This is a genomic window from Rhodanobacter sp. C01, from assembly GCF_002001045.1.
Taxonomy (GTDB): domain Bacteria; phylum Pseudomonadota; class Gammaproteobacteria; order Xanthomonadales; family Rhodanobacteraceae; genus Rhodanobacter.
Genome location: NZ_MUNR01000011.1, coordinates 361,590 through 385,739, shown reverse-complemented (window position 1 = coordinate 385,739; position 24,150 = coordinate 361,590). Strand labels below are relative to the sequence as shown.

Below are 24,150 nucleotides of genomic sequence, written 5' to 3'. Positions count from 1 at the left end.
GCCGGCGGGGCTTACAATGGCCGCATGAGCATCACCGCGCCAAACACTCTCACCGGGCACTTCTTGATCGCCATGCCGGGCCTGGCGGAACCGCCGTTTTCCCGTGGCGTGGCCCTGCTGTGCCAACACGACGAGGATGGCGCGGTCGGTCTGCTGGTGAACCAGCTGTCCGAATACCGCTTCGGCGACGTGATGGCGCAGATGCGACTCGAATGCACGGACAGCGAACTGGCCGACGCACCTGTGCTGATCGGCGGCCCGGTGCAGCAGGAACGCGGCTTCGTACTGCATCGCGAACCTGGCGACTGGGAATCCAGCTATCGCATCAATACCGACTGGTCGGTCACCACCTCGCGCGACATCCTCGTGGCGATGGCCGCCGGCGACGGCCCGCGCCAGGCCATCATGGTGCTCGGCTATGCCGGCTGGGATGCCGGTCAGCTGGAGCAGGAGCTGATGGCCAATGCCTGGCTGACCGCCGAAGCCTGCGGCCGGGTGGTCTTCGACACGCCGCTCGAGGAACGCTGGAGCGCCGCCGCCGGGCTTGTCGGAGTCGATCCGCGCCAGCTGTCCGGCTACGCGGGCCACGCATGAGTTGTGTGCTCGGCTTCGATGTCGGCAGTCGCCTCACCGGTGTGGCCATCGGCAATGCCTTCACCGCCAGTGCGCGGGGATTGACCACGATTGCGGTACGTGAGGGCGAACCCGACTGGCAGCAACTCGATCGCCTGCGTACTGAGTGGCTGCCGGAGACCCTGATCGTCGGCCTGCCGCTGACGCTCGATGGCACCGAGCAGCCCGCCAGCCGCAACGCCCGCCGTTTCGCCGCCCAACTGCAGCAGCGTTACGGCCTGCCGGTCGTGCTGGTAGATGAACGCCACAGCTCGCAGGAAGCCGCCCTGCGATTCGCCGCGGCTCGCGGCGCCGGACTCAAGCGACGCCGCGATGCCGCCACGATCGACGCCGAAGCCGCAGCGATCATCGTGGAACGCTGGCTGGGTGGCGCCGATGCCTTGCCTGCCGACGTTGCCGATCGCTGACTTCTCATCCACATCCCACCCAGACCTGCCGCCATGAGCCCTCGCCTGCGCCACCTGACCACCCTGGAAAATCTTCCGCGCGAGACGATCGAGCGCCTGCTCGATCGCGCCGAGGCGCTGCGCGATGCCTGCGCCCACGGCACCCGCAAGCTCGATGTGCTGGCCGGGCGCACCGTGCTGAACCTGTTCTTCGAACCGTCCACCCGCACGCGCACCTCGTTCGAACTGGCCGCACGGCGGCTCGGCGCGGACGTGATCAACTTCGACCTCGGCTTCTCCTCCACAAGCAAGGGCGAGGAACTGTTCGACACGCTGCACACGCTCGAGGCCATGCACCTCGATGCTATCGTGGTACGCCACAAGCTCTCGGGCACACCGGACGAACTGGTCCGCCACGCGATGAGCGGTGTCTCGGTGATCAACGCCGGCGACGGCAACCGCGCGCATCCCACCCAGGGCCTGCTGGATGTGCTGACGATCCGCCAGCACCGCCCCGATTTCGATAATCTCACCGTGCTGATCTGCGGTGACATCAAGCACTCGCGCGTGGCACGTTCGGACATCCATGCGCTGCACACGCTGGGCATACGGCAGATTCGCCTGTGCGGGCCAGCGGCCCTGATGCCGGCGGCAGAGGAATTCCCGCATTGCCGGCTCTTCGACGATTTCGACGCGGCGATCGAAGGCGTCGATGCGGTGATCATGCTGCGCCTGCAGAAAGAGCGCATGGTGGCGATCGACCTGCCGGACGAAGCAGCCTACTTCGCCCGCTACGGACTGGATCAGCGACGCCTCGCACGCGCCGGGAAAGGTTGCCTGGTGATGCATCCCGGACCGATCAACCGGGGTATCGAGATCGCTCCGGACGTGGCCGACGGTGCGCAGTCGCGCATCCTGGAACAGGTCGGCAACGGCGTCTTCGTGCGCATGGCCGTGCTGAACGAAGTACTTGCCCGCTGAGCATCCAACGCCAACGGAATGCCTTCGATTCATCGCCGCCGGGCCGCGAATGCGGCACCGCGGCAAACCATCAAAGCGGGCATACTATGCCGCGTGACATTCACCACTCTGGGGATCAACATGCGATCGACGACGCGATTCTTCGCGCTGAGTCTTGCCGGCGCCATGCTGGCGGCCTGCGGGCACAAGGACAAGGATGCACCACTGGCCTTCGTACCGGCGGACACGCCGTACGTGGTCGCCAATCTGGATGTACTGGATGATGACACCCGCACGGCCCTGCTCGCCCAGGCCGATTCGCAGCTGCCGTCCCAGCTGACCCAGATCAATGCGGCAGCCGATCGTCTGGCCGCGAAGGATCCCGACGGCGCACGTCTGATGCATGCGCTGACTGCCGAGTTCAAGGACAAGACGGTCGAGAGCTTCGCCGCCGGTGCCGGCGTGAATATCAAGGGCCTGTCGGCGTTCTACGGCCTGGGTCTGGCACCCGTCATGCGCCTGCAGCTGAACGATCCGAACGCCTTCGAAGGCTTCGTCGGTCGGCTGGAGACTGCCTATGGCAAGAAGCTGGATATCGCCAGTGTCGGTACGCAGAGCTACCGCAAATACACCTTCCCCGCGTCGGGTACCGAGATAATCCTGGCCACGGTCGGCAAGCAGGCCGTGGCTGCGCTGCTGCCAGCCGATGTCACACCCGCCATGCTGCGCGAGGCACTGGGCCTGGATCGGCCGCAGAAGAGCCTGCAGGACGATGGCCGCCTGGACACGCTGGCCAAGGCCAAGGGCTACCAGAAGTGGGTGGTCGGCGATCTGGATCTGACCCGTGCCCTGCCGCTGGCGCTCGGTGGCAAGGACCCGCTGGTCGGCGCGATCCTCAAGGCGCATGCCGAAGCCGAATCCGCCAAGACCGGCGAGCCGGTCGCCAACCAGTTGCAGACCTCGCCCAACTGCGCAGTGGATGCCGCGCGCATCGCCGCCCGCGTACCAGCTCTCAGCTTTGGCTATACCCGGCTCGACACCAAGCATCAGGACGTTCGCTTCAACGTGGCGCTCGCCGACGACATCAGCAAGGCGTTCACCGGCCTCAAGGTGGATCTGCCCGGACTGGGCAGCGCGGGTACCGCACCGTTTGACCTGAGCCTCGCGCTGCCGATCGCGCAACTGCGCGCGTTCTGGTCCGACCAGGCCGATGCCGTGGTCGCCAAGCCATTCAGCTGCCCTGCCCTGGCTGACCTCAACGACAGCTTCGCCAAGCTCGGGCCGGCCATGCAGAAGGCGGCCATCCCGCCGTTCGGCGACATACTCGGCCTGCGCATCGCATTGGACACCCTGGTTCCCGGCCAGGGCGCCGCCATGCCGGGCTTCAGCGGCCGCCTCGTTCTCGGCAGCAACAATCCTTCCGGTCTGCTCGCGACCGGGCAGATGATGGTGCCTGCGCTGGCCCAGCTGAAACCGACCAGCGACGGCAAGCCGCTGCCGCTGCCGAAGGACATGCTCACCATCCTGGGCCAGCCGGCGTGGATCGCGATGGGTGACAAGGCCCTGGCGCTGGGCATTGGCGCCGGCGAGGACGCCAAACTCGCCGACACGCTGAAGGATCCCACCGGCGATGCGGGCCGCATGACCCGCATGCACCTGAGCGGCGCGATGTATCTGAGTTGGTTGCAGCTGATGGAACAGAAGGTCGACAGCCTGGCTGCCGCGACAGCTGCGCTCAACAAGAGCGATGAGCCCTCGGTCGATGGCGACAGCTCCGACGAAGCGACTCAGGCCGCCGCCAACGCGGCCCAGTCCAAGGCGCAGTTCGCTGCGATGAAGGCCCAGGCCGAACGCGTCGACAGCATCGATGCCGAAATGCACGTCGATAGCGAGGGCATGGTGTTCAACACCCAGACCGTCCTGAAGTAATTCGTCTCGATGGTCGATTCCGGAAACCGGGGCGCTGCGGCGCCTCGGTTTTTTCATGCTCGATGACTGCATATCGAACATCCCGCCAACATCGCCGTGACCTGGCGTTCGCATAGGTAATCACCCGCTGAACCGGCATCGGCTGCTGCCACGCGACATTCACGCGCCGACTGTTGGGATGGATCACGAAGATGGCAACAGCAGCGCAAGCCGTCGTTGCCGACCGACCTTCGCCCAACAGGAGATTGCCATGCGTACTCGTTCGATGATCCGCAACAGCGTGTTTGCCACCGGCCTGATGCTCGCTTTCGCGGCGGTGCCGTTTGCTCAGGCTGTCGCACAGGATGCCGGCTCCATGCAGAAGTCGTCCGACAACCAGACCGTGCCGGACAAGGCAGCCGATGCCTGGATCACCACCAAGGTGAAATCCGAATTCGGCACCACCAAGGGCATCAAGGCCACCGATATTTCAGTGTCGACCAGTGATGGTGTGGTGACACTCAGCGGCAATGTCGCCACCGAGAAGGAGAAACTGCATGCCGAACGCGTGGCCAAGAACGTCAAGGGCGTCAAGAATGTCGACGCCAGTGGCCTGACGGTGAGCGCCGCACCGGCACAGTAATGTTCCGACGGATCGTGCAGAAACGAAGAAGGAGCCCGCGGGCTCCTTCTTCGTTTCTCATGCAGCGATGATGCTCATCGATTCAGCAGATGGTTGCCGCCGCCAAAGTTCTGCGCATCACGATCTTCCTCCAGCTCCACCCCGTCCAGCCCCTGCGACAAGGTATGCGCATCGCCACCTTGCGCCAGCTTGATGCGCAGGCGCACCTCGTTGGAACTGTCGGCGTAGCGCAGCGCATCCTCGTAACTGATCTCGCCCGCGTGATACAGCTCGACCAGGCTCTGGTCGAACGTCTTCATGCCGAGCAGGGTGGATTCCTTCATCAACTCCTTCAGCTTGTGGATCTCGCCCTGGCGGATGTAATCCTGCGCCAGCGGCGTGCCCAGCAGCACTTCCACCGCAACCCGACGTGCCTTGCCGTCGGGGGTGGGGATCAGCATCTGCGCCACGATGCCCTTCAGGTTCAGCGACAGATCCATCAGCAACTGCGTGCGACGGTCTTCCGGGAAGAAATGCAGGATGCGATCCATCGCCTGGTTGGCGTTGTTCGCATGCAGCGTGCACAGCACCAAGTGGCCGGTTTCGGCGAAGGCGATCGCATGATCCATGCCCTCCCGCGTGCGCACCTCGCCGATCATGATCACGTCCGGCGCCTGGCGCAGCGTGTTCTTCAGCGCATTGTCCCAGCTGTCGGTGTCGATACCGACCTCGCGCTGGGTAATGATGCAGCCCTCGTGCTTGTGCACGTACTCGATCGGATCCTCGATCGTGATGATGTGGCCGGTCGAGTTCAGGTTGCGATAGCCCACCATCGCGGCCAGCGAGGTCGATTTGCCCGAGCCGGTGGCGCCGACGAAAACGATGATGCCGCGCTTGGTCATCGCCAGCTGCTTGATCACCGGCGGCAGGTTCAGTTCCTCCGGCGTCGGGATTTTCGACTCGATCCGGCGCAACACCATGCCGACGCAATTGCGCTGGTAGAAGCACGACACGCGGAAGCGGCCTACGCCCTGCGCGGAGATCGCGAACTGGCACTCGTGGGTCTTCTCGAACTCCTCGCGCTGGCCCGGCGTCATCACGTTGAGCACCATGTCGCGCGACTGCTGCACGCTGAGCGGGCTCTGGGTGATCGGCACGATGCGGCCCTGCACCTTCATCGACGGCGCCACCCCGGCCGTGATGAACAAGTCGGAGGCCTTCTTGTGCACCATCAGTTTCAGGAACGAGGTGAAATCAAAATCGCTCATGGCGAGTCTCCTCTGGAGACAAAAACGGAGAATGGTGGAACGGAGAACGGGATCGTACTTTTGCCGCTTTCACGATATCCGACCCTGCGCTTCCGGCCTTACTTGAAGGTGTCCTTGTTCTTGGCATAGCTTGAAGCCTGCTGACGCGTCACCAGGCCGCGCTTGACCAGATCCTGCAGGCACTGGTCAAGTGTCTGCATGCCGAACTGCTGACCGGTCTGGATCGACGAATACATCTGCGCGACCTTGTCCTCGCGGATCAGGTTGCGGATCGCCGGGATGCCGACCATGATCTCGTGCGCCGCGATGCGCCCGCCACCGACCTTCTTCAGCAACGACTGCGAAATCACCGCGCGCAGCGATTCGGACAGCATCGAACGCACCATCGGCTTTTCGCCGGCGGGGAACACGTCGATGATGCGGTCGATCGTCTTCGCCGCCGAGCTGGTATGCACGGTGGCGAACACCAAGTGGCCGGTTTCCGCCGCGGTCAGCGCCAGGCGGATGGTTTCCAGATCGCGCAATTCGCCGACCAGGATGTAATCCGGATCCTCGCGCAGCGCTGAACGCAGCGCCTCGTTGAAGCCGTGCGTGTCGCGATGCACTTCGCGCTGGTTGACCAGGCACTTCTGCGAGGTATGCACAAACTCGATCGGATCCTCGATCGTGAGCATGTGGCCGTATTCGTTCTTGTTGATGTGGTCGACCATCGCCGCCAGCGTGGTCGACTTGCCCGAGCCGGTCGGACCGGTGACGAGGATCAGACCCTGCGGCTGCTCGATCAGCTCCTTGAAGATGCGCGGGCAACCCAGATCCTCCAGCGTCAGCACCTCGGACGGAATGGTGCGGAACACCGCGCCGGCGCCACGGTTCTGGGTGAAGGCATTGACGCGGAAACGCGCCAGCCCGGGAATCTCGAACGAGAAGTCGGTCTCGAGGAATTCCTCGTAATCGCGTCGCTGCTTGTCCGACATGATGTCGTAGATCAGCGAATGCACCTGCTTGTGCTCGAGCGCGGGGATGTTGATGCGGCGAACGTCGCCGTCAACGCGAATCATCGGCGGCAGCCCGGCGGACAAGTGCAAGTCCGAGGCCTTGTTCTTCACCGAGAAAGCAAGCAGTTCGGCAATGTCCATCTGTCGTTCCCCTCAACCGATCGCCTGGATGGCATGAATTGGATGCCGCAGCGGAAACCGGAGAGGATCCACAGGCATGGTGCACCGCAGCGCATGGCGCAGTCACCACTCGAGTCACCCTGTCGAACTACCGATTCCCCTTGCAGCCGCGTCGATACTACTCGCGCAACCGCCTGTGCGGCCAGTCTTTCCCGTCGTCGACGTGCAAACTGTCGACCCGGTTCGCAACATCGCCTTCAACGCCATCGTCCAGCCGCGTTGCCGGACCGCTACCGCTTGTATCGGTGTCCCGCCATACCCATGAACCGCCTCGCGACCATGCCAGCTCCGGTAAGGTAGCGGCCTGGATGATCGAGGAACTCCTGCATGACCCAACTTGCCTTCATCGGCGGCGGCAACATGGCGCGCAGCCTGATTGGCGGCCTGCTGAAAACCGGCGTGGCCGCGTCGACCATCAGTGTCGCCGAACCGCTTGCCGAAGCCCGACAAGCGCTTGGCCGCGAATTCGGGGTTGCCTGCTACGCCGAAAACCGGCTTGCGGCCGCCCAGGCCGAGGTGATCGTGCTGGCAGTGAAGCCACAGGTCATGCCGGCGATCCACGCCGAGCTGCGCGATACCTTGCAGCGCAACCGTCCGCTGCTGATCTCGATTGCCGCCGGCGTGCGGCTGGACCAGTTGGAACGCTGGTTCGGCAGCAGCCTGCCGATCGTGCGCTGCATGCCGAACACGCCGGCGTTGATCGGCGCCGGCGCCACCGGCCTGTGCGCCAACAATCGGGTCAGCCCGTCACAGAAGGCACAGGCGCAACACATCCTAGACACCGCCGGGATCACCCGCTGGATCGACGACGAGGCGCTGATGGACACCGTCACCGCGTTGTCCGGTTCCGGCCCGGCTTACTTCTTCGCCCTGGTCGAAGCCCTGGAGGCCGCCGCCGTCGCGCAAGGCCTGCCACGCGACACTGCCCGCGCACTGGCCACGCAGACCTGCCTCGGTGCCGGCCGCATGCTGGTCGAGGGCGGCGAGGATCCTGCCGTGCTGCGTCAGCGCGTGACCTCGCCCAACGGCACCACCCAGGCCGCCCTGGAAAGCTTCGGCACGGATGGCCTGCCACGTATCGTCGCCCGCGCCGTCGCTGCCGCCACCCGGCGTGGCGAGGAACTGGCCGCCCAACTGGACACACTTCCTTGAGCTACCTGCTGAATGCCCTCTCCACGCTGATCGAACTGGCCTTCGAGGCCGTGGTCGCCCTGCTGCTTTTGCGCGTGGCGGCCGAAGCCTGTCGCGCGGATTTCAACAACCCGCTGAGCCAGTTCGTCTATCGCTATACCAACCCGATGCTGGCACCGATCCGGCGCGTGCTGCCGAACTGGCGCCGGATCAACCTGGCAGCGTTGCTGCTGGCGTGGCTGGCAATGTTGCTCAAGCGCCTGCTGCTGTTCGCGATGCTCGGCGTGATGCCGCACCTTGGCGGCCTGCTGCTGGTGTCGCTGGCCGAGCTGCTCGACTTCGCCCTGCTGTTCTACATCGTGCTGCTGTTCGGCTGGTCGTTGCTGAGCATGTTTGCCGTGGACCGGCGGCAACCATTGCTGCGGCTGGCCGGCACGATCATCGAGCCGCTGCTGCGCCCGCTACACGGCAAGCTGATTGCCGGCCAGATCGACTTCGCGCCGATGGCGGTGATGATCGTACTGCTGCTGGCCCGGCTGCTGGTCGCGGCGCCACTGCTCGATTTCGGCGCACAACTGGCGATGAGCGGCTAACCCTGTCTTCAGTCATGGCCCCTGCCACCATCTGGTGCAGCGTTGATCCGCTAGCATGCTCCGTCATCCATACGGAACCTGCGCATGAAAGCGAACCGGCATAGCCTGCCCCTCTGTCTGCTGGTAACCGCCATCGTCACCACGATCGGTGGTTGTGACCGGACACCACCACAAGCATCACAACAGACGACGGCACCCGCCACCACGGCAGCAGTCGCACCCGCGGCCACGGCGAAACCCGATGTGGTCGCCGTCAATATCGACAACTCGGTGAAGCCCGGCGACGACTTCTTCAGCTACGCCAACGACGCATGGCTGAAGAGCCATCCGATTCCGGCCTCCGAAGCCTACTGGGGCATCGGCAAGCTGGTGCAGGAGGACCTTTACGACAAGCTGCGCAAGATCAGCGAAGCCGCTGCCGCGACGAAGAATGCGGCCAACGGCAGCGACGAGCAGAAGATCGGCGACTTCTGGAGCACGGCGATGGACAGCGAGCTGGCCGAGCGCCAGGGCCTGACCCCGCTAAAACCCGAGCTTGACCGCATCGATGCCATCACCAGCGTGCCGGGCGCACTCGAGGCGGCCTTCGAACTGCAACCGCTTGGCGTCGATGCGTTCTTCGACTTCGGCGTGCAGCAGGACGAGAAGCAGAGCGATGTGATGGCGGTCTATCTCGAGCAGGGCGGCCTTGGCCTGCCCGACCGCGACTACTACTTCAACACCGAGGCTGGCGTGGCCAAGGCGCGCACGGCTTACGTCGAACACTTGCAGCGGATGTTCAAGCTGCTCGGCGAGGACGCTGCCGCAGCGGATGCCAGCGCAGCCAAGGTGATGGCCTTCGAGACCGCGCTGGCCAAAGTGTCGCGGCCACTGGCCGACCTGCGTGACCCGCAGAAGAACTACAACAAGATGGCTCCTGCCGACCTGACCCGCAAGCTCACGCCGGACATCGGGTGGAACCAGCGGTTGCAGGCATGGAAGCTGGATCCGTCGTACGTCATCGTCGGCCAGCCCGAGTTTTTCGGCGGCCTGCAGAAGCTGCTCACCCAGACGCCGGTGCCCGTGCTGCGCGACTACCTGCGCGTGCACCTGGTCGACGAATACGCCTCGACCCTGGGCAAGGCCTTCGATGACGAGCATTTCGATTTCTACGGCCGCCTGCTCACCGGCCAGAAGGAGCAACGACCGCGTTGGAAGCGCACGCTCGATGCGGAGAACCGCGCGATCGGCATGATCCTCGGCCGCATCTTCGTCAAGGAATACTTCCCGGAAAAGACCAAGCAGCGCTACAACGACCTGGTCGAGGCGATCCGCACCGCCTACGGCGAGCGCATCGACAAGCTGGACTGGATGAGCGATGCCACCAAGACCAAGGCACGCGAGAAGCTGGCCGCCGTGACCAGGAAGGTGGGCTACCCGGACAAATGGAAGGATTACTCCGCGCTGCAGATCGGCCGCGATTCCTACGCGCAAAACGAGATGAACGCCCGACACTGGGCCTTTGACGACCAGGTATCGAAATTCGGCAAGCCGGTCGACCGTAGCGAATGGGACATGACGCCGCAGACCTACAACGCCTACTACAACCCGTCGAACAACGAGATCGTGCTGCCGGCGGCGCAATTCGCGATCCCAGGCTTCAAGGACGACGAGGTCGACGACGCCGTGGTCTACGGCTATGCCGCCGCCTCGACCATCGGTCATGAAATCACCCATGGCTTCGACGACGAAGGGCGCCAGTTCGATGCGAAAGGCAACCTGTCCGACTGGTGGACCAAGGACGACGCGAAGAAGTTCGGCGAGCGCGCCGACGTCCTGGTCAAGCAGTTCGATGCATACGAGCCGCTGCCTGGGCTGCATATCAACGGACGTGCCAGCCTCGGCGAAAACATGGCCGACTTCGGCGGCGTGCTGATCGGCCTGGACGCATTCAAGAAGACCGAGCAATACAAGAAGGGCGAGAAGATCGCTGGCTACACGCCGCTGCAGCGTTTCTTCCTCGGCTACGCGCTGTCGTGGATCTTCGAGGAACAGGATGCCCTGCTGCGTCGTGGTCTGCTCAGCGACGTGCATGCCCCGGCCAAATGGCGGGTGAACGGGCCGCTGTCGAACATCCCGGAGTTCTACCAGGCGTTCGGCGTCAAGCCTGGCCAGCCGATGTGGCGCGACGAGAAGGATCGCGCGCGCATCTGGTAAACCGATATCCGGTCGGGATCCGCGCCACCTCGGCGCGGATCATCCCTGCCGCGCCGACCAGTCGAGAATGATCCGATGGATCGCATCCAGCCCATCGAACAGCGCTGCCGGCCCCGGCTGCAGGATGATCGGTGACTTGATCTCGTAAAGGTCGCCGTTGCGCACCGCCGGAATGGTTTCCCAGCCCGGCCGCGCTGCGACTTTCTCCGGCCGGAAACGCTTGCCGCACCACGAACCAAGGATGATGTCCGGCGCACGCCGCACCACTTCGTCGCCGTTCGGCAGGATGCGCTGCTTTGCCAGTGGCTCGCGGGCGAGTTCGGGAAAGCAGTCGTCGCCACCGGCGATACCGATGATCTCCGCGACCCACCGGATCCCGGTGATGATCGGCTCGTCCCACTCCTCGAAATATACCTTCGGCCGACGTGGCAGCTGCGCGACCGCGGCTCGGATTTCCGCGATGTGCTGCTCGGCACGCTGCGCGTAGGCCTCAGCCTTATCGTGCACACCGACCATCGCGCCAAGCCGGTGGATATAGGCAAGAATGCCGTCGACGCTGCGATGGTTGCTGATCCACACCTCCACGCCAGCTTTGATCAGCTCGCGCGCGATATCGGCCTGGATGTCGGAAAAGCCAATCGCCAGGTCCGGTTCGAGCTTCAGGATTTCGCCGATCTTCGCACTGGTGAACGCCGAGACTTTCGGCTTCTCCTTGCGTGCCCGTGCCGGCCGCACGGTAAAGCCGGAGATGCCGACGATGCGATCCTGCTCGCCCAGCGCGTACAGCACTTCGGTCGGCTCCTCGGTGAGGCAGACGATGCGCTGCGGATAATGGCCTGACACGACGTGACCGGTCATGCGCTCAATGTCCCAGCACGGTCACCGTGACCTTGCGCTGATGCGGGTCGACACGATGCTCCCACAGATAGATGCCTTGCCAGGTGCCGAGCAGCAGCTTGCCGCCATGCACCGGCACGGTCAGGCTGACCCCGGTGAGGATCGAACGCACATGCGCGGGCATGTCGTCCGGGCCTTCCGCATCATGTCGGTAGATCGCATCGCCGTCGGGTACCGCGCGGGCGAACCAGCGTTCCAGGTCCTCGCGCACCGCCGGGTCGGCATTTTCGCTCAGCAGCAGCGAGCAGCTGGTATGCGCCGTGAAGATGTTCGCAATGCCGATCTGCACGCGACTGGCAGCCACCGCATTGCTGGCCTGCGTGGTGATCTCGCTGAAGCCGCGGCCGCGCGTATGCACGACGAACCCTTCCTGCGCGACATGCTCCGCGGGCAAAGACCGGGTCATGGATACAGCAGCCGGCTGGTCCAGGTCTGCCCGTGCCGACTCCAGCGCACCCGTTCGTGCCAGCGGAATTCGGCGCCGTACCAGAACTCCAGCGTGTCAGGCTCCACCACGTAGCCACCCCAATGCGGCGGACGGGGCACCACGCGCCCGTCAAACTCGTGCTCGTAGCGAACCAGGCGCTGCTCGAACGTCTCGCGATCGGGCAGGGTCTGCGACTGCAGCGAAGCCCAGGCGCCGATCTGGCTACCGCGTGCACGACTGGCGAAGTAGGCGTCCGACTCCTCTTCCTGCAGCTTGCGTGCAACGCCTTCCACCCTCACCTGCACGCCCTCGCGCAGCTGCTTCCAGTGGAAACACAGGGCCACCTGCGGGTGAACCTCCAGCTGGCTGCCCTTGTCACTCTGGTAGTTGGTGTAGAAGCGGAAACCACGCTCGTCGACGCTCTTCAGCAGCACGATGCGCGAGGTGACGCGGCCGGAGCTGTCGACGGTGGCCAGGTTCATTGCCGTCGGCTCACGATCGCCACTGGCCGTGGCTTCGCCCAGCAGCTTCTGAAAGGTACCCAGGATCTCGGGATTGAGCATGGCGTCTGAAACTTTCCTTTTGCATCATGGCCGACACGCGCCATCATGGTGCGGATGAACATGACCGATAATAGTGCAATGCCCTACCCATCCTGCATGGCTGCGACGAATTGGCTGGCGGCAACAGTTCCTGCCGCGACATGTTATTGCGCCAACCGTGAAAGCACCGTGGCCGGGACAGCTTGCCAGCACGGCCCGACAACCGCCGGGCGGCCGTCGTCCAACCGGGTGCGATCCTGATGATGTCACTCGCCAGCATGCAGAACGAAGCGCTCGCCGGTCATCTGCTCGACCAGTACGCCGGACGTATCGCGCGCGCGCGGCGGCCTTACATCCTGGGCCTGTCCGGCCTGCAGGGCAGCGGCAAGAGCACGCTGGCACGGGTGATGAAGGCACAGGCCGAAGCGCGTGGCTGGGCCACCGAAGTGCTGTCGCTGGACGATTTCTACTATTCCCGCAGCGATCGCGAGGCGCTGGCGCATCAGGTACACCCCCTGCTGCGTACGCGCGGCGTGCCGGGCACGCACGAGGTCGAACTGCTGCTGTCGGTACTCTCGGCCCTGCCGCACGCGTCGGACAAACTGCCGGTGACCCACCCTCGTTTCGACAAGGGCCGCGACACGCGCATACCACCGTCCCGCTGGCCCCGCGTCACGCGACCGCCGAAGCTGGTGATCGTGGAAGGCTGGGCCTTGGGCATAAGGCCACAGCTGCAGGCCGCCCTGGACATGCCGGTCAACGAACTGGAGCGCACCGAAGATGCCGACGGCAGCTGGCGGCACTGGGTCAACAAGCAGCTGCGTGGCTACCAGCCGTTATGGCGCAAGTTCGACGCGCTGATCGTGCTGCAGGCGCCAGGCTGGGAGATCGTGCGCGACTGGCGTGGCGAGCAGGAAGATGACCTGCTGGCGCGACACGCACCGCTGGCGATGGACGGCCTGGCGATGAAACGTTTCCTGGCGCACTTCGAACGCCTGAGCCGGCACGCCCTGGCCACCTTGCCGGCGCTGGCGGATACCTGCGTGGAATACGACGAACAGCGACATGTGACCGGGCTCAATCACTCCTGAGCCAGGCCATGTCCAGCACCTGACCGCCATCCGGATCGTGCGCTACGCCAAAAGCTCGACCTGCACCGCAGTGCCATACGCCAGCACTTCGGTGACACCTTCGGCAACGTCGTTGGCGTCATAACGCATCGCCACCACCGCATTCGCGCCCATGGCCGCCGCGTGCTGCAGCATCAGCTCGAACGCTTCTTCGCGCGCCTTCTCGCATAGTTCGGTATAGATCGAGATGTTGCCGCCGACCAGGGTCTGCAGGGCCGCACCGAAATTGCCGATCACGCTGCGCGAACGCACCGTGATGCCACGCACGATGCCGAACGAACGCACGATGCGGCAACCGATGATCTCATTGCCGGTACTTACCTGATGATGCGGAATGGGATTGGCCATGCGGGTTCTCCGTGGATTCGGGGGAATGATCAGGCATCTAGGAGGGCAGCATAGCCCTCGCGCGAATCCGGCCAGCGCGGCACGAAACCGCTGGCGCGCAGTCGTGCATTTCTGAGTCGCTTACTGCCGATACCCACCGGTGCCGGACCATCGGCAACTGGCGGCATGCCGACCAACGCAGACAGATGGTCGTACAGCACATCGAGTGGAAGCGGCGTGTCATCCACGCCGAGATACAGCGGCAGCGGATCGACCAGCGACAGCAGATGCACGATCGCCGCAGCGGCATCGTCGACATGGATGCGATTGGCCCAGTGCGGTCGCGCACGCGGCGCCTGCAGCTGACCCGCGCGCAGGCGTTCGAGCAGTTGCAGCCGACCTGGCCCGTACAAGCCGGCCAGCCGCAGCACGATCGAAGGAACCGGCTGCGCAGCAAGCCACTGCTCCGCCTCCAGTAGCACGCCGCCATTGAATCCCAGCGGGGATGGTGGCGTGCCTTCATCGATCCAGCCGCCGGCATGCTCGCCATGCACCGCGCTGGAGGAGACCAGCAGCACGCGTTGCAATGATGCGTGACCGAGCGCGTCGAGCACATGCCGCAAACCGTCCACGAATGTGCCGCGATAGGCCGCCGCATCGCGCCGGTCCGGCGTCGGCAAATAGACCACCCGGGCGATGTCGGCGGCCAGTTTGCGCAGGGTTTCCGGCCGGGTCAGGTCGCCGCGCAGCCAATGGATACCGCTGTCGTCTGACATTGGCGGCGAGCGCCGCAGCGCCCACACCTCGTCGCCACGCGCCAACAGGCGCCGTGCGACACGCAGGCCCAGGTCGCCACAACCAGCCAGCAATATCCGTTCGTTCGCCACCGCTTCCTTCAGCACAGCCGTCGAATCCGCCCTGTTAGCATCTGCACATGAATCCGTCGCACAACCTTTTCATCATCGGCCCGACCGGCGCCGGCAAGACGTCGATCGGGCGACGACTCGCTGCGCATTATGGCCTGCCGTTCGTCGATCTCGACCAGGAAATCGAACGTCACTGCGGCGTGGACGTGAACACCATCTTCGAGATCGAGGGCGAGGCCGGCTTCCGCCAGCGTGAAAGCGCGTTGCTCGACGAATGCAGCCGGCGCCACGGCGTGGTGCTCGCCACTGGTGCCGGTATCGTGCTGGCCGAACACAATCGCCAGCTTCTGCGTGAACGCGGCTACGTGGCGTGGCTGCAGACCAGCATTGAGCAGCAGCTGGAGCGGCTGGAACGCGACCATCACCGTCCACTGCTGGCCGTGCCAAACCGGCATGAACGACTGCAGGCAATGGCGCAAGTACGCGAGCCGCTGTATCACGACCTCGCTGACCTGGCCGTCCCCGGCGAACACGGCAGCGTCGCCGCCGCCACTGACCGCTGCATCGCGCTGATCGATCATCATTGGCAGCGTCCACCCCATCCATGGCAACAACACAGCGCATGAACCAACCGGTACTCCAGACCATCACCGTCGCCCTCGGCACGCGCAGCTATCCGGTATGGATCGGCGCCGGCCTGCTCGCCGACCATGCCCGCTGGCGCGCCATGCTGCGCGGCCGGCATGCACTGGTGATCAGCAATACCACGGTGGCGCCGTTTTATCTCGATCGCGTTGCACAGGGGCTGGAGGGCATACACTGGTCGTCGTTCCTGCTCGACGACGGCGAGGCGCACAAGAGCTTTGCCAATGTAGGTCGCGCACTGGAAGCGCTGGGCCAGCTCGGCGCCACCCGCGATGCCTGCGTGATCGCGCTCGGCGGCGGCGTGGTCGGCGATCTGGCCGGCTTTACGGCCGCCTGCTGGATGCGCGGCATCGACTTCATCCAGATGCCGACCACCTTGCTGGCGATGGTCGATTCCTCGGTCGGCGGCAAGACCGGTGTCAACCTGCCGGTCGGCAAGAACCTCGCTGGCGCGTTCCACCAGCCGCGCGCGGTGCTCGCCGACATCGACACGCTGGCCACCCTGCCCGTGCGCGAATACCGCGCCGGACTCGCCGAAGTGATCAAGGGCGCGGCGATCGGTGACGAGCCGTTCTTTGCCTGGCTGGAACAGCATGCCGACGCGCTGGCGGCGCGCGACCCCGCCACCGTGATGGATGCGATCGCGCGCAAGGTGCGCTACAAGGCCGGCGTGGTCGCCCGCGACGAAACCGAGCAGGGCGAACGCGCCCTGCTCAACCTCGGCCACACCTTCGGCCACGCGCTGGAAACCGCCGGCCACTACATCACCCTGCTGCACGGCGAAGGCGTGGCGATCGGCATGTTGCTGGCGGCGCAGCTATCCGAGCGCCTGGGCATGAGCACCGCCGCCGATACCTCGCGGCTGCGGCACTTGCTGGAAAAACTCGGCCTGCCCACCACGATTCCACCCGGCATGGAAACGCAGCAATTGCTGGCGCTGATGCGACTGGACAAAAAGAACACCGCCGGCGTGTTGCGGCTGATCCTGTGGCGCGGCATTGGCCGCGCCGAGATCGTCGGCGGAGTGAGTGAAGCCGACGTGCTCGCCGTACTGCAAGCGGCCGTATAACCGGTAGGAGCGCACCCTAATGCGCGATGCTCTTCCACGCCACACGAAAGCATCGCGCACAGGGTGCGCTCCTACAAACTAGCGGCTGCTCCTATAAACTGTCGCATCCGGCCCTGCACCGGGATTCACGCTTGAGCCACTGGAACCCATGCGCCTCTATCTGCAAACCGTGCCCGGCAGCTCCGACGCACCCCGCTACGTCCAGATCACGCTGGAGCAGGATCTGCTTGGCGGCTGGACGCTGTATCGCGAATCCGGCACCCAGGGCGGCCGCGCGACCATGAAGCGCGAGCAGTTCCTGGAGCGCGACGAGGCGGTCAGCGCGTTCGAGAAAGCCCGCGATGCCCAGCTCAAGCGTGGCTTCCGCCTGATGTTTGCCCAGGGGCTGGAAGGCCCGTACGGACGTTGACGTTGATGAACACCCCGCTGAAGAACGACCGCTTCCTGCGCGCACTGCGCCGGGAACCCACCGACACTACCCCGATCTGGGTGATGCGCCAGGCCGGCCGTTACCTGCCCGAGTACCGCGCCACCCGCGAACGCGCCGGCAGCTTCATGGGCCTGGCGCAGAACCCCGAGTTCGCCTGCGAAGTTACCCTGCAGCCACTGGAACGCTTCGAGCTCGACGCCGCGATCCTGTTTTCCGACATCCTCACCATCCCCGACGCGATGGGCCTAGGCCTGTCGTTTGCGCAGGGCGAAGGCCCGCAGTTCGCACGCCCGGTACGTACGGCGGCCGATATCGCGAAGCTCGCCGTGCCCGACATGGACGGCGAACTGCGCTACGTGATGGATGCGCTGCGGCTGATCCGCCAGGAACTGCATGGCCGCGTGCCACTGATCGGCTTCTCCGGCAGCCCGTGGACGCTGGCCTGCTACATGGTCGAGGGCCACGGTTCGAAGGATTTCGCCACGCTCAAGGCGATGTGCTGGAACGAACCGAAACTCGCCCACCAACTGCTCGATACGTTGGCGCAAGCCGTCGCCCACTACCTGATCGCCCAGGCCGCCGCCGGCGCGCAGGCGCTGATGATCTTCGACACCTGGGGCGGCCTGCTCGGCCCCGCCCCGTTCCGCGAATTCTCGCTGCGCTACATGACACAGATCATCGCCGCCCTGAAGGCCGACCCGCACGCCCGCGAACTACCGATGATCCTGTTCTCCAAGGGCGCCGGCCAGCACCTCGCCGAGATGGCCGACACCGGCTGCGCCGCGCTCGGCGTCGACTGGACCATGGATCTGGCCGACGCGCGTCGCGCCGTCGCTGGCAAAGTCGCCCTGCAAGGCAACCTCGACCCCGCGATCCTGCGCGCCAGCCCGGACGTGATCCGCCGCGAAGCCCGCGCCGTGCTCGACAGCTACGGCAACCACCCCGGCCACGTGTTCAACCTCGGCCACGGCATCACCCCGGAAGTCGATCCGGAGCATGTGAAGGTGCTGGTGGACGAAGTGCATGCTTACGGGTGTACGTTGCGCAGCAGATAAAACCCCGCTCCTCTCCTATGGCGCCGGTTCACACACGAACCATGCATCAGAGATCCCGCGTCCAGACCTGGCCAACCAGATCATGGCCAAAGCTGTGGTGATGCTCCTTTTTGACAAGTGCAAAACCTGCGGCTTCGTAGATGCGACGGGCTGAGGTCAGCACATCGTTGGTCCACAGCATCATCTTGGCGTAGCCGGCGCCTTTCGCAAACGCCAGGCATTCGTCGACAAGGCGTTTTCCGACACCCAGACCACGCGCCTTCGGATCGACCAGCAGGCAGCGCAGTTGCGCGATAGTAGGGTCATCCGCATTGCGAACCACAAATACACAGCCGACCCGCTCATCGTCCACTTCGGCGATCCAGCAACGTTCCGATTCAGGATCATGCCTGGTCGCAAACTGCGCGAACAACGTGGCTACCAAGGCTTCAAAATCTTCGTTCCAGCCGAACTCGTCGGCGTAGATTTGACCATGGCGTTCGATGGCCCAACCAATGTCGCCGGCGCGGTGTGCGCGGACAGTCAGCGTGCCATTACCGGTTTTAGCCGATAACGTGCGCTGAAAGTCATGCATCAGTCGCAATAATCGCTCGCGCTGCGGCGCCGACAGTCTGGACAGTTGCGCGGCTGTGACCGCATGAGATTTGCGGTCAAGCTCTCGAAAGGCCTTCTTCCCTTCGGGGGTGAGCGACAGCACGATCTGGCGGCCATCCTGTGGGGATGGCTCGCGACGAATGAGTCCTTGTGAGGCGAAGTTCTGCACCATGCGACTCAGATAACCAGCATCGAGACCCAAGGCATCACCAATCTCGCGCGCCGTCACCGCTTTGCGGGTACCCAGCTCAAATAACACGCGAGCCTGTGTCAATGAGAACGGACTGGCAAGCAGGCCTTCATCAAGAACCCCGATCTGTCGGGTGTAAAACCGATTGAAGCTTCGAACGGCCTCGGCTTGGTTGCTCAACAAATTTTCGGTCATGGCCCACCTCGTGACGGCAAGGTGCCATCTCACTCCATTTGGTTGACTAAGTCAACTATATGAAATGAAAGAGGCATGGATGCCTTCTGCGCTACACACACTGGACCTTGTGACTCATGGGAGAAGGAGAAGGGCGACCTTTTGGCAGCCCAGTCCCCGCCCCGTACAATGGCACGCTTTCCCCAAGACAAAGCGTGCGCCCTGCGCATGCCACCGAGCCCAATCCCGATGGAAAAGAGTTTCGAGCCTGCCCAGATCGAGTCGACGTGGTATGCACGCTGGGAAGCCAGCGGTGCGTTCAAACCATCGGGCAAGGGCGATCCGTATTGCATCCTGCTGCCGCCGCCGAATGTCACCGGCACACTGCACATGGGGCATGCGTTCCAGCAGACCGTGATGGACATGCTGGTGCGCTACCAGCGCATGCGTGGGATGAACACGCTGTGGCAGGTCGGTACCGATCATGCGGGCATCGCCACCCAGAAGATCGTGGAGAACCAGCTCGCGGTCGAAGACAAGACGCGGCATGACCTGGGCCGTGACGCCTTCGTCGAGCGCGTGTGGAAGTGGAAGGAGGAGTCCGGCTCCACCATCACCAACCAGATGCGCCGCATCGGTGCCGCCGCAGACTGGTCGCGCGAGCGTTTCACCATGGACGAGGGCCTCTCGGCCGCGGTGCGCAAGGTGTTCATCGACTGGTATCGCGCGGGGCTGATCTACCGCGGTAACCGGCTGGTGAACTGGGATCCGGTGCTGGGCACCGCCGTGTCCGATCTGGAAGTGAACAACGTCGAGCGCGACGGCCATATGTGGTCGATCCGCTACCCGGTCGTGGGCAGCGACGAGAGCGTGGTCGTGGCTACCACCCGTCCGGAGACCATGCTGGGCGACGTCGCCGTGGCGGTGCATCCGGAAGACGACCGCTACGCGCATCTGGTTGGCAAGACGCTGAAGCTGCCGCTTACCGATCGCGAGATTCCGGTGATTGCCGACGATTACGTCGACAAGGATTTCGGCACCGGCTGCGTGAAGATCACCCCGGCGCACGACTTCAACGACTACGCGATCGGCCAGCGCCACAAGCTGACGCCGATCACCATCTTCACACTGGCTGCGAAGGTCAACGAGAACGCACCGGAAAAGTATCGCGGGCTGGATCGCTACGACGCGCGCAAGCGCGTGCTGGCCGATCTCGAAGCCGCCGGCCTGCTGGTCGAAACCAAGCCGCACAAGTTGCAGGTGCCGGTGAGCGATCGCTCGGACGCGGTGATCGAGCCGATGCTGACCGACCAGTGGTTCGTCGACCTCACCTCGGACGCGCTGGCCGATGGACGTCCAGGCGGCCGCCAGGCGATCACCCAACCGGCGCTGGACGCGGTGCGTTCGGGTGAGATCAAGTTCGTGCCGGAGAACTGGGCGACCACGTACACGCAGTGGCTGGACAACATCCAGGACTGGTGCATCAGCCGCCAGCTGTGGTGGGGCCATCGCATCCCGGCGTGGTACGACGAAGCTGGCAACATCTTCGTGGGCGAGGACGAGGCGGACGCGCGCAAGTCCGCAACCACGGCGCCAGTCGGCACGCTGCGCCAGGACGACGACGTACTCGACACCTGGTTCAGCTCCGCACTGTGGCCGTTCTCCACGCTCGGCTGGCCGGCGAATGGGCCGGTGAAGAATGAGCGCGGCGAAATCGTCGCGAACTGGGAGCAGGACAAGCTCTTCCTGCCCAGCGCGGTGCTGGTCACCGGCTTCGACATCATCTTCTTCTGGGTCGCCCGCATGGTGATGGCGACCAAATACTTCACCGGCCAGGTGCCGTTCCGCGAGGTGTACATCAACGCGATCGTGCGTGATGCGGAAGGCCAGAAGATGTCCAAGTCCAAGGGCAACACACTGGACCCGCTGGACCTGATCGACGGCATCGAGCTGGAGCCGTTGGTGGCGAAGTCCACCAAATCCCTGCTGATACCGCAGGTGCGCGAGAAGGTCGAGAAGCGTGTCCGCAAGGATTACCCCGGCGGCATCCCGGCGATCGGTACCGATGCGCTGCGCTTCACCTTCGCCGCGCTGGCCAGCTACAGCCGCACGATCAACTTCGACATCAAGCGCGCCGAAGGCTACAAGGCGTTCTGCAACAAGCTGTGGAATGCAGCGCGGTTTGTGCTGATGAACCTGCCCGAGGGCGAGATCGCCGCGCCGACTGGCGCGCCGGTGACCGAAGCGGAGCGCTGGATCCTTACCCGCCTGAAGCAGACCCTGGGCGAAGTCGAACAGCACTTCGTCACCTACCGCTTCGATCTGCTGGCGCAGTCGCTCTATGAGTTCGTCTGGAACGAGTATTGCGACTGGTTCCTGGAGCTGTCCAAGCCAGCCTTGAATGGCGATGACGCGAACGCCACGGCATCCACCCGCCACACCCTGCTGGTGGTGCTTGAAAGTGTGTTGCGCGCCCTGCACCCGATCATTCCGTTCATCACCGAGGAAATCTGGCAGTCGGTGGCGCCAAAGCTCAAGCTCACCGACAACAGCCTGATGCAGCGGCCGTGGCCCCGCGCCGACGAGATCGTTGCGGACGATGCCGCCACGGCCGAAATCGAGTGGTTCAAGAATGTGCTGAACGGCATCCGTCGGATCCGCTCGGAGATGAACATCTCGCCTGCCAAAACGATCCCGCTGCTGCTTGCCGGTGGCGACGCCAACGATCGTGCCCGCGTGGCGAAATTCGCTATGCAGATCGCCTTTCTCGCCCGCACCGAAGCGCCACAGTGGATCGACAATGGTGCCGATGAGCCCGCTGCCGCCGCGTCCGTGGTCGGTACGTTGCGCGTGATGATCCCGCTTGCCGGACTGATCGACCTCGGTGCCGAAAAGACGCGCGTGGCCAAGGAAATCAGCCGCATCGAAGTCGAGATCAAGAAGTGCGAAGGCAAACTCGGCAACGCCAACTTCGTCGCCAATGCCCCTCCGGAAGTGGTTGCCCAGGAGCGTCAGCGCATCACCGAGTGGAATACCACGCTGACTGCACTGCGCGAGCAGGCGCAAAAGCTGGGGTGACGTCTAGTGTCTCGGGGGTTTCCCTGGAACACGTTCCACCCTGCTGTCATGAGCGGAAGATCAAGAACGCCTTTGCCTATTGCTCAATATGGTCTTCGACCATATTGAGCGCCATCACGATGGCATCCTCGCGCCCATTGCGCGCCGGGTAATAACGCGGACGCCGACCGATCTCGTTGAACCCCACCGATTCGTACAACGTCTTTGCCAGCGGGTTCGACGGCCGCACTTCCAGGAACACACGCTCGGCGCCATTCCAGCGCGCAATGTCCAGCAAGCGGCCGAGCAGATGGCGACCCAGCCCTCGGCCGCGGTATCCCGGCGCAATGCAGATATTCAGCACATGAGCCTCGCCCGCTCCCATCGACAGGATGCCATAACCGGCGATGGTCGAATCCAGGCTCAGCACCCAGCAAGGATGGCCGGCTTTCAGGCAGTCGTTGAAGATGCCGTGCGACCAGGGGAATTCATAGGAGGCCGCCTCCATCTCGCTGACCGCATCCAGATCGTCGAGGCGCATGGCGCGCACCTGCGCAACAGGCCGGACCACCGCGGCCATGGTGTCAGCGCTCCATCGTGGCCAGTGCGCTGCGCACACTGCGCAGCGCGTTCCACAACCGCCGCTTGGCCGCCGCGCTGGTCAACACCAGCGCCGGCTCGTCGGCCAGCACGATCTGTGCACGATGCAGCACAGCTGCCGGCAGGCTGCGCCCAAGCGCATGCGCCTGCGCTTCGCCGAATACCAGGTAGGCCCGCGCCTCCGGCACATCGGCGGCCAGTTGTCCGCCACACACCATCACGCGCCCGGCGCGTGCCAGAGCCGGGCCGCAGGCGACCAGCGCACGTCCGAGCAGGTCGAGTTCGCGAGTGCCACAGCCCTCCGGCAATACCACTATGCAGGCGGTACCCGCAGCTTCAGCGGTCACTCCGCTATCGACTCGAGCAGGCCCGGCATGACCCGCCGGTATCGATGAGGCACGACGCACCCAAGGTGTCACCCCAAGTGCATGCAGGACGCGTGCACGATGGCTGGTACTGATGGACTGACGCAGCGGCAGGTTCATGGCGTACCGCGCCTTGCGCGACGGCGTGTGGCCAGCCCCCAGATCGTCCATACCGGGCCGGACAGCAGGTATAACGTGAAACCGACGAACAGTACCCGAGCCGTGTCGAGGATCAACAAGGCAATCAGCAACACCGCACCGACCATCCAGCCAAACGGCACACGTGGGCTGTCACCCTTCGACAACGATTTGAAGCTGAAATAGCGGAAACGACTGACCATCAGCAGCCCCACCAGCACAGCCATCACCGGCGTGATGAAACAGAGGTCGTCGCCGGAAAAGCCGGACTTCTCCGCGCTCCACACGAACGACATGCACACGGCCGCAGCAGCCGGGCTGGCCAGCCCCTGAAAATAGCGCTTGTCAGCCACGCCAACCTGGGTATTGAAGCGCGCCAGTCGCAGCGCGGCACAGGCCGCATAGACGAACGCGGCAGCCCAGCCCAGCTTGCCCCACAGCGGGCCGAAGTCCCGCAGCGACGACAGCGACCACGTATACATCACCAGCGCCGGCGCCAGTCCGAAACTGACCAGGTCGGACAGTGAGTCGTACTGGACGCCAAACTCTGTCTGGGTACCGGTCATCCGCGCCACCCGGCCGTCCAGGCCATCCAGCACCGCGGCGAAGAACACCGCCACTGCCGCCTCGGTATAGCGCCCGTCGATGCTGGCGACTATGGCGTAGAAGCCCGCGAACATCGCTGCAGTGGTAAACAGGTTCGGCAGCAGGTAAATACCCCGGTGACGGGGCGGCCGAACTGGCATGGACTCACTCATGAATCAGGACCGTG

At 64.3% G+C, this 24,150-nt stretch carries 25 protein-coding genes; 14 read left to right on the top strand and 11 right to left on the bottom strand.

Annotation, left to right across the window (positions count from 1 at the left end):
* Positions 1 to 24: 24 nt before the first annotated feature.
* The 5 genes from B0E50_RS10945 (at position 25) to B0E50_RS10925 (ending at position 4,530) form a co-directional block, all read left to right on the top strand.
* The gene (locus B0E50_RS10945; protein ID WP_077441219.1) at positions 25 to 594 is read left to right on the top strand and encodes a YqgE/AlgH family protein; all 570 of its coding nucleotides are present in this window, start codon (positions 25 to 27) and stop codon (positions 592 to 594) included.
* On the top strand, positions 591 to 1,040 hold the full coding sequence (gene ruvX, locus B0E50_RS10940) for a Holliday junction resolvase RuvX (protein ID WP_077441218.1): 450 nt from the start codon (positions 591 to 593) through the stop codon (positions 1,038 to 1,040). The genes B0E50_RS10945 and ruvX overlap by 4 nt, the downstream gene beginning before the upstream one ends.
* A 33-nt stretch (positions 1,041 to 1,073) precedes the next feature.
* Positions 1,074 to 2,000, top strand: a complete 927-nt coding sequence (locus B0E50_RS10935) for an aspartate carbamoyltransferase catalytic subunit (RefSeq protein WP_077441217.1) — start codon at positions 1,074 to 1,076, stop codon at positions 1,998 to 2,000.
* Between the two features lie 120 nt (positions 2,001 to 2,120).
* Complete coding sequence (locus B0E50_RS10930; RefSeq protein WP_077441372.1) at positions 2,121 to 3,908, top strand: hypothetical protein; 1,788 nt, start codon at positions 2,121 to 2,123, stop codon at positions 3,906 to 3,908.
* Positions 3,909 to 4,158: 250 nt separating this feature from the next.
* Complete coding sequence (locus tag B0E50_RS10925) at positions 4,159 to 4,530, top strand: BON domain-containing protein (RefSeq protein WP_077441371.1); 372 nt, start codon at positions 4,159 to 4,161, stop codon at positions 4,528 to 4,530.
* Positions 4,531 to 4,604: 74 nt separating this feature from the next.
* On the opposite strand, the gene B0E50_RS10920 is transcribed toward B0E50_RS10925, so the two are convergent.
* A complete protein-coding gene (locus tag B0E50_RS10920; protein ID WP_077441216.1) occupies positions 4,605 to 5,777 on the bottom strand; it encodes a PilT/PilU family type 4a pilus ATPase in 1,173 nt (390 codons plus the stop codon).
* A gap of 98 nt (positions 5,778 to 5,875) precedes the next feature.
* Positions 5,876 to 6,913, bottom strand: coding sequence for a type IV pilus twitching motility protein PilT (locus tag B0E50_RS10915; protein ID WP_077441215.1), 1,038 nt, complete (start codon positions 6,911 to 6,913; stop codon positions 5,876 to 5,878).
* A gap of 366 nt (positions 6,914 to 7,279) precedes the next feature.
* On the opposite strand from B0E50_RS10915, the gene proC reads away from it, so the two are divergent.
* The 3 genes from proC (at position 7,280) to B0E50_RS10900 (ending at position 10,872) form a co-directional block, all read left to right on the top strand.
* On the top strand, positions 7,280 to 8,104 hold the full coding sequence (gene proC, locus B0E50_RS10910) for a pyrroline-5-carboxylate reductase (protein WP_077441214.1): 825 nt from the start codon (positions 7,280 to 7,282) through the stop codon (positions 8,102 to 8,104).
* Positions 8,101 to 8,676, top strand: a complete 576-nt coding sequence (locus tag B0E50_RS10905; RefSeq protein ID WP_077441213.1) for a YggT family protein — start codon at positions 8,101 to 8,103, stop codon at positions 8,674 to 8,676. The genes proC and B0E50_RS10905 overlap by 4 nt, the downstream gene beginning before the upstream one ends.
* A gap of 84 nt (positions 8,677 to 8,760) precedes the next feature.
* The gene (locus tag B0E50_RS10900; RefSeq protein ID WP_077441212.1) at positions 8,761 to 10,872 is read left to right on the top strand and encodes a M13 family metallopeptidase; all 2,112 of its coding nucleotides are present in this window, start codon (positions 8,761 to 8,763) and stop codon (positions 10,870 to 10,872) included.
* A gap of 39 nt (positions 10,873 to 10,911) precedes the next feature.
* On the opposite strand, the gene B0E50_RS10895 is transcribed toward B0E50_RS10900, so the two are convergent.
* From B0E50_RS10895 to pdxH, 3 genes are read right to left on the bottom strand one after another with little or no spacing between them, the layout of a single operon-like run.
* Positions 10,912 to 11,730: a cobalamin-binding protein gene (locus B0E50_RS10895; RefSeq protein WP_077441211.1), complete on the bottom strand. Its 819-nt coding sequence runs from the start codon at positions 11,728 to 11,730 to the stop codon at positions 10,912 to 10,914.
* Positions 11,731 to 11,734: 4 nt separating this feature from the next.
* Entirely contained in the window at positions 11,735 to 12,175 is a 441-nt protein-coding gene (locus B0E50_RS10890; RefSeq protein ID WP_077441210.1) for a secondary thiamine-phosphate synthase enzyme YjbQ, read from the bottom strand.
* Positions 12,172 to 12,759: a pyridoxamine 5'-phosphate oxidase gene (gene pdxH / locus B0E50_RS10885; protein WP_077441209.1), complete on the bottom strand. Its 588-nt coding sequence runs from the start codon at positions 12,757 to 12,759 to the stop codon at positions 12,172 to 12,174. The genes B0E50_RS10890 and pdxH overlap by 4 nt, the downstream gene beginning before the upstream one ends.
* A gap of 239 nt (positions 12,760 to 12,998) precedes the next feature.
* Between pdxH and B0E50_RS10880 the strand changes: the two genes are divergently transcribed.
* Positions 12,999 to 13,829: a kinase gene (locus B0E50_RS10880; protein ID WP_077441208.1), complete on the top strand. Its 831-nt coding sequence runs from the start codon at positions 12,999 to 13,001 to the stop codon at positions 13,827 to 13,829.
* Between the two features lie 42 nt (positions 13,830 to 13,871).
* Here the strand turns inward: B0E50_RS10880 and B0E50_RS10875 are convergent, their stop codons facing one another.
* Together B0E50_RS10875 and B0E50_RS10870 are read right to left on the bottom strand one after the other, a co-directional pair.
* Positions 13,872 to 14,216, bottom strand: coding sequence for a YbjQ family protein (locus B0E50_RS10875; protein WP_077441207.1), 345 nt, complete (start codon positions 14,214 to 14,216; stop codon positions 13,872 to 13,874).
* A 29-nt stretch (positions 14,217 to 14,245) separates the two neighbouring features.
* Positions 14,246 to 15,097: an NAD-dependent epimerase/dehydratase family protein gene (locus B0E50_RS10870; protein ID WP_254427251.1), complete on the bottom strand. Its 852-nt coding sequence runs from the start codon at positions 15,095 to 15,097 to the stop codon at positions 14,246 to 14,248.
* A 32-nt stretch (positions 15,098 to 15,129) separates the two neighbouring features.
* On the opposite strand from B0E50_RS10870, the gene B0E50_RS10865 reads away from it, so the two are divergent.
* From B0E50_RS10865 to hemE, 4 genes are all read left to right on the top strand, one after another.
* Entirely contained in the window at positions 15,130 to 15,687 is a 558-nt protein-coding gene (locus tag B0E50_RS10865) for a shikimate kinase (protein WP_077441206.1), read from the top strand.
* Complete coding sequence (aroB, locus tag B0E50_RS10860) at positions 15,684 to 16,775, top strand: 3-dehydroquinate synthase (protein ID WP_077441205.1); 1,092 nt, start codon at positions 15,684 to 15,686, stop codon at positions 16,773 to 16,775. The genes B0E50_RS10865 and aroB overlap by 4 nt, the downstream gene beginning before the upstream one ends.
* A 148-nt stretch (positions 16,776 to 16,923) precedes the next feature.
* On the top strand, positions 16,924 to 17,184 hold the full coding sequence (locus B0E50_RS10855) for a WGR domain-containing protein (RefSeq protein WP_077441204.1): 261 nt from the start codon (positions 16,924 to 16,926) through the stop codon (positions 17,182 to 17,184).
* A gap of 5 nt (positions 17,185 to 17,189) precedes the next feature.
* Positions 17,190 to 18,260: a uroporphyrinogen decarboxylase gene (gene hemE, locus B0E50_RS10850; RefSeq protein WP_077441203.1), complete on the top strand. Its 1,071-nt coding sequence runs from the start codon at positions 17,190 to 17,192 to the stop codon at positions 18,258 to 18,260.
* A gap of 46 nt (positions 18,261 to 18,306) precedes the next feature.
* On the opposite strand, the gene B0E50_RS10845 is transcribed toward hemE, so the two are convergent.
* Positions 18,307 to 19,239, bottom strand: a complete 933-nt coding sequence (locus tag B0E50_RS10845; RefSeq protein WP_077441202.1) for a bifunctional helix-turn-helix transcriptional regulator/GNAT family N-acetyltransferase — start codon at positions 19,237 to 19,239, stop codon at positions 18,307 to 18,309.
* A gap of 228 nt (positions 19,240 to 19,467) precedes the next feature.
* Here B0E50_RS10845 and B0E50_RS10840 point away from each other — a divergent pair, with 228 nt between their 5' ends.
* Positions 19,468 to 22,296: a valine--tRNA ligase gene (locus B0E50_RS10840; RefSeq protein WP_077441201.1), complete on the top strand. Its 2,829-nt coding sequence runs from the start codon at positions 19,468 to 19,470 to the stop codon at positions 22,294 to 22,296.
* A 76-nt stretch (positions 22,297 to 22,372) separates the two neighbouring features.
* Here the strand turns inward: B0E50_RS10840 and rimI are convergent, their stop codons facing one another.
* The 3 genes from rimI to B0E50_RS10825 all read right to left on the bottom strand — a co-directional run bounded on the left by rimI (position 22,373) and on the right by B0E50_RS10825 (position 24,136).
* Positions 22,373 to 22,855, bottom strand: a complete 483-nt coding sequence (gene rimI / locus B0E50_RS10835) for a ribosomal protein S18-alanine N-acetyltransferase (RefSeq protein ID WP_077441200.1) — start codon at positions 22,853 to 22,855, stop codon at positions 22,373 to 22,375.
* 4 nt (positions 22,856 to 22,859) lie between these two features.
* Positions 22,860 to 23,222, bottom strand: a complete 363-nt coding sequence (locus B0E50_RS10830; protein ID WP_343124519.1) for a hypothetical protein — start codon at positions 23,220 to 23,222, stop codon at positions 22,860 to 22,862.
* Between the two features lie 134 nt (positions 23,223 to 23,356).
* Positions 23,357 to 24,136: a phosphatidylcholine/phosphatidylserine synthase gene (locus B0E50_RS10825; RefSeq protein WP_077441199.1), complete on the bottom strand. Its 780-nt coding sequence runs from the start codon at positions 24,134 to 24,136 to the stop codon at positions 23,357 to 23,359.
* Positions 24,137 to 24,150 lie beyond the last annotated feature (14 nt).

Coding starts and splice junctions, on each gene's coding strand:
- B0E50_RS10920 (WP_077441216.1), bottom strand. CDS start 5,777: ATGAGCGATTTTGATTTCACCTCGTTCCTGAAACTGATGGTGCACAAG.
- B0E50_RS10875 (WP_077441207.1), bottom strand. CDS start 14,216: ATGGCCAATCCCATTCCGCATCATCAGGTAAGTACCGGCAATGAGATC.
- aroB (WP_077441205.1), top strand. CDS start 15,684: ATGAACCAACCGGTACTCCAGACCATCACCGTCGCCCTCGGCACGCGC.
- B0E50_RS10880 (WP_077441208.1), top strand. CDS start 12,999: ATGATGTCACTCGCCAGCATGCAGAACGAAGCGCTCGCCGGTCATCTG.
- B0E50_RS10915 (WP_077441215.1), bottom strand. CDS start 6,913: ATGGACATTGCCGAACTGCTTGCTTTCTCGGTGAAGAACAAGGCCTCG.
- rimI (WP_077441200.1), bottom strand. CDS start 22,855: ATGGCCGCGGTGGTCCGGCCTGTTGCGCAGGTGCGCGCCATGCGCCTC.
- B0E50_RS10845 (WP_077441202.1), bottom strand. CDS start 19,239: ATGACCGAAAATTTGTTGAGCAACCAAGCCGAGGCCGTTCGAAGCTTC.
- B0E50_RS10840 (WP_077441201.1), top strand. CDS start 19,468: ATGGAAAAGAGTTTCGAGCCTGCCCAGATCGAGTCGACGTGGTATGCA.
- B0E50_RS10855 (WP_077441204.1), top strand. CDS start 16,924: ATGCGCCTCTATCTGCAAACCGTGCCCGGCAGCTCCGACGCACCCCGC.
- pdxH (WP_077441209.1), bottom strand. CDS start 12,759: ATGCTCAATCCCGAGATCCTGGGTACCTTTCAGAAGCTGCTGGGCGAA.
- hemE (WP_077441203.1), top strand. CDS start 17,190: ATGAACACCCCGCTGAAGAACGACCGCTTCCTGCGCGCACTGCGCCGG.
- B0E50_RS10935 (WP_077441217.1), top strand. CDS start 1,074: ATGAGCCCTCGCCTGCGCCACCTGACCACCCTGGAAAATCTTCCGCGC.
- B0E50_RS10890 (WP_077441210.1), bottom strand. CDS start 12,175: ATGACCCGGTCTTTGCCCGCGGAGCATGTCGCGCAGGAAGGGTTCGTC.
- proC (WP_077441214.1), top strand. CDS start 7,280: ATGACCCAACTTGCCTTCATCGGCGGCGGCAACATGGCGCGCAGCCTG.
- B0E50_RS10930 (WP_077441372.1), top strand. CDS start 2,121: ATGCGATCGACGACGCGATTCTTCGCGCTGAGTCTTGCCGGCGCCATG.
- B0E50_RS10825 (WP_077441199.1), bottom strand. CDS start 24,136: ATGAGTGAGTCCATGCCAGTTCGGCCGCCCCGTCACCGGGGTATTTAC.
- B0E50_RS10925 (WP_077441371.1), top strand. CDS start 4,159: ATGCGTACTCGTTCGATGATCCGCAACAGCGTGTTTGCCACCGGCCTG.
- ruvX (WP_077441218.1), top strand. CDS start 591: ATGAGTTGTGTGCTCGGCTTCGATGTCGGCAGTCGCCTCACCGGTGTG.
- B0E50_RS10900 (WP_077441212.1), top strand. CDS start 8,761: ATGAAAGCGAACCGGCATAGCCTGCCCCTCTGTCTGCTGGTAACCGCC.
- B0E50_RS10895 (WP_077441211.1), bottom strand. CDS start 11,730: ATGACCGGTCACGTCGTGTCAGGCCATTATCCGCAGCGCATCGTCTGC.
- B0E50_RS10865 (WP_077441206.1), top strand. CDS start 15,130: ATGAATCCGTCGCACAACCTTTTCATCATCGGCCCGACCGGCGCCGGC.
- B0E50_RS10945 (WP_077441219.1), top strand. CDS start 25: ATGAGCATCACCGCGCCAAACACTCTCACCGGGCACTTCTTGATCGCC.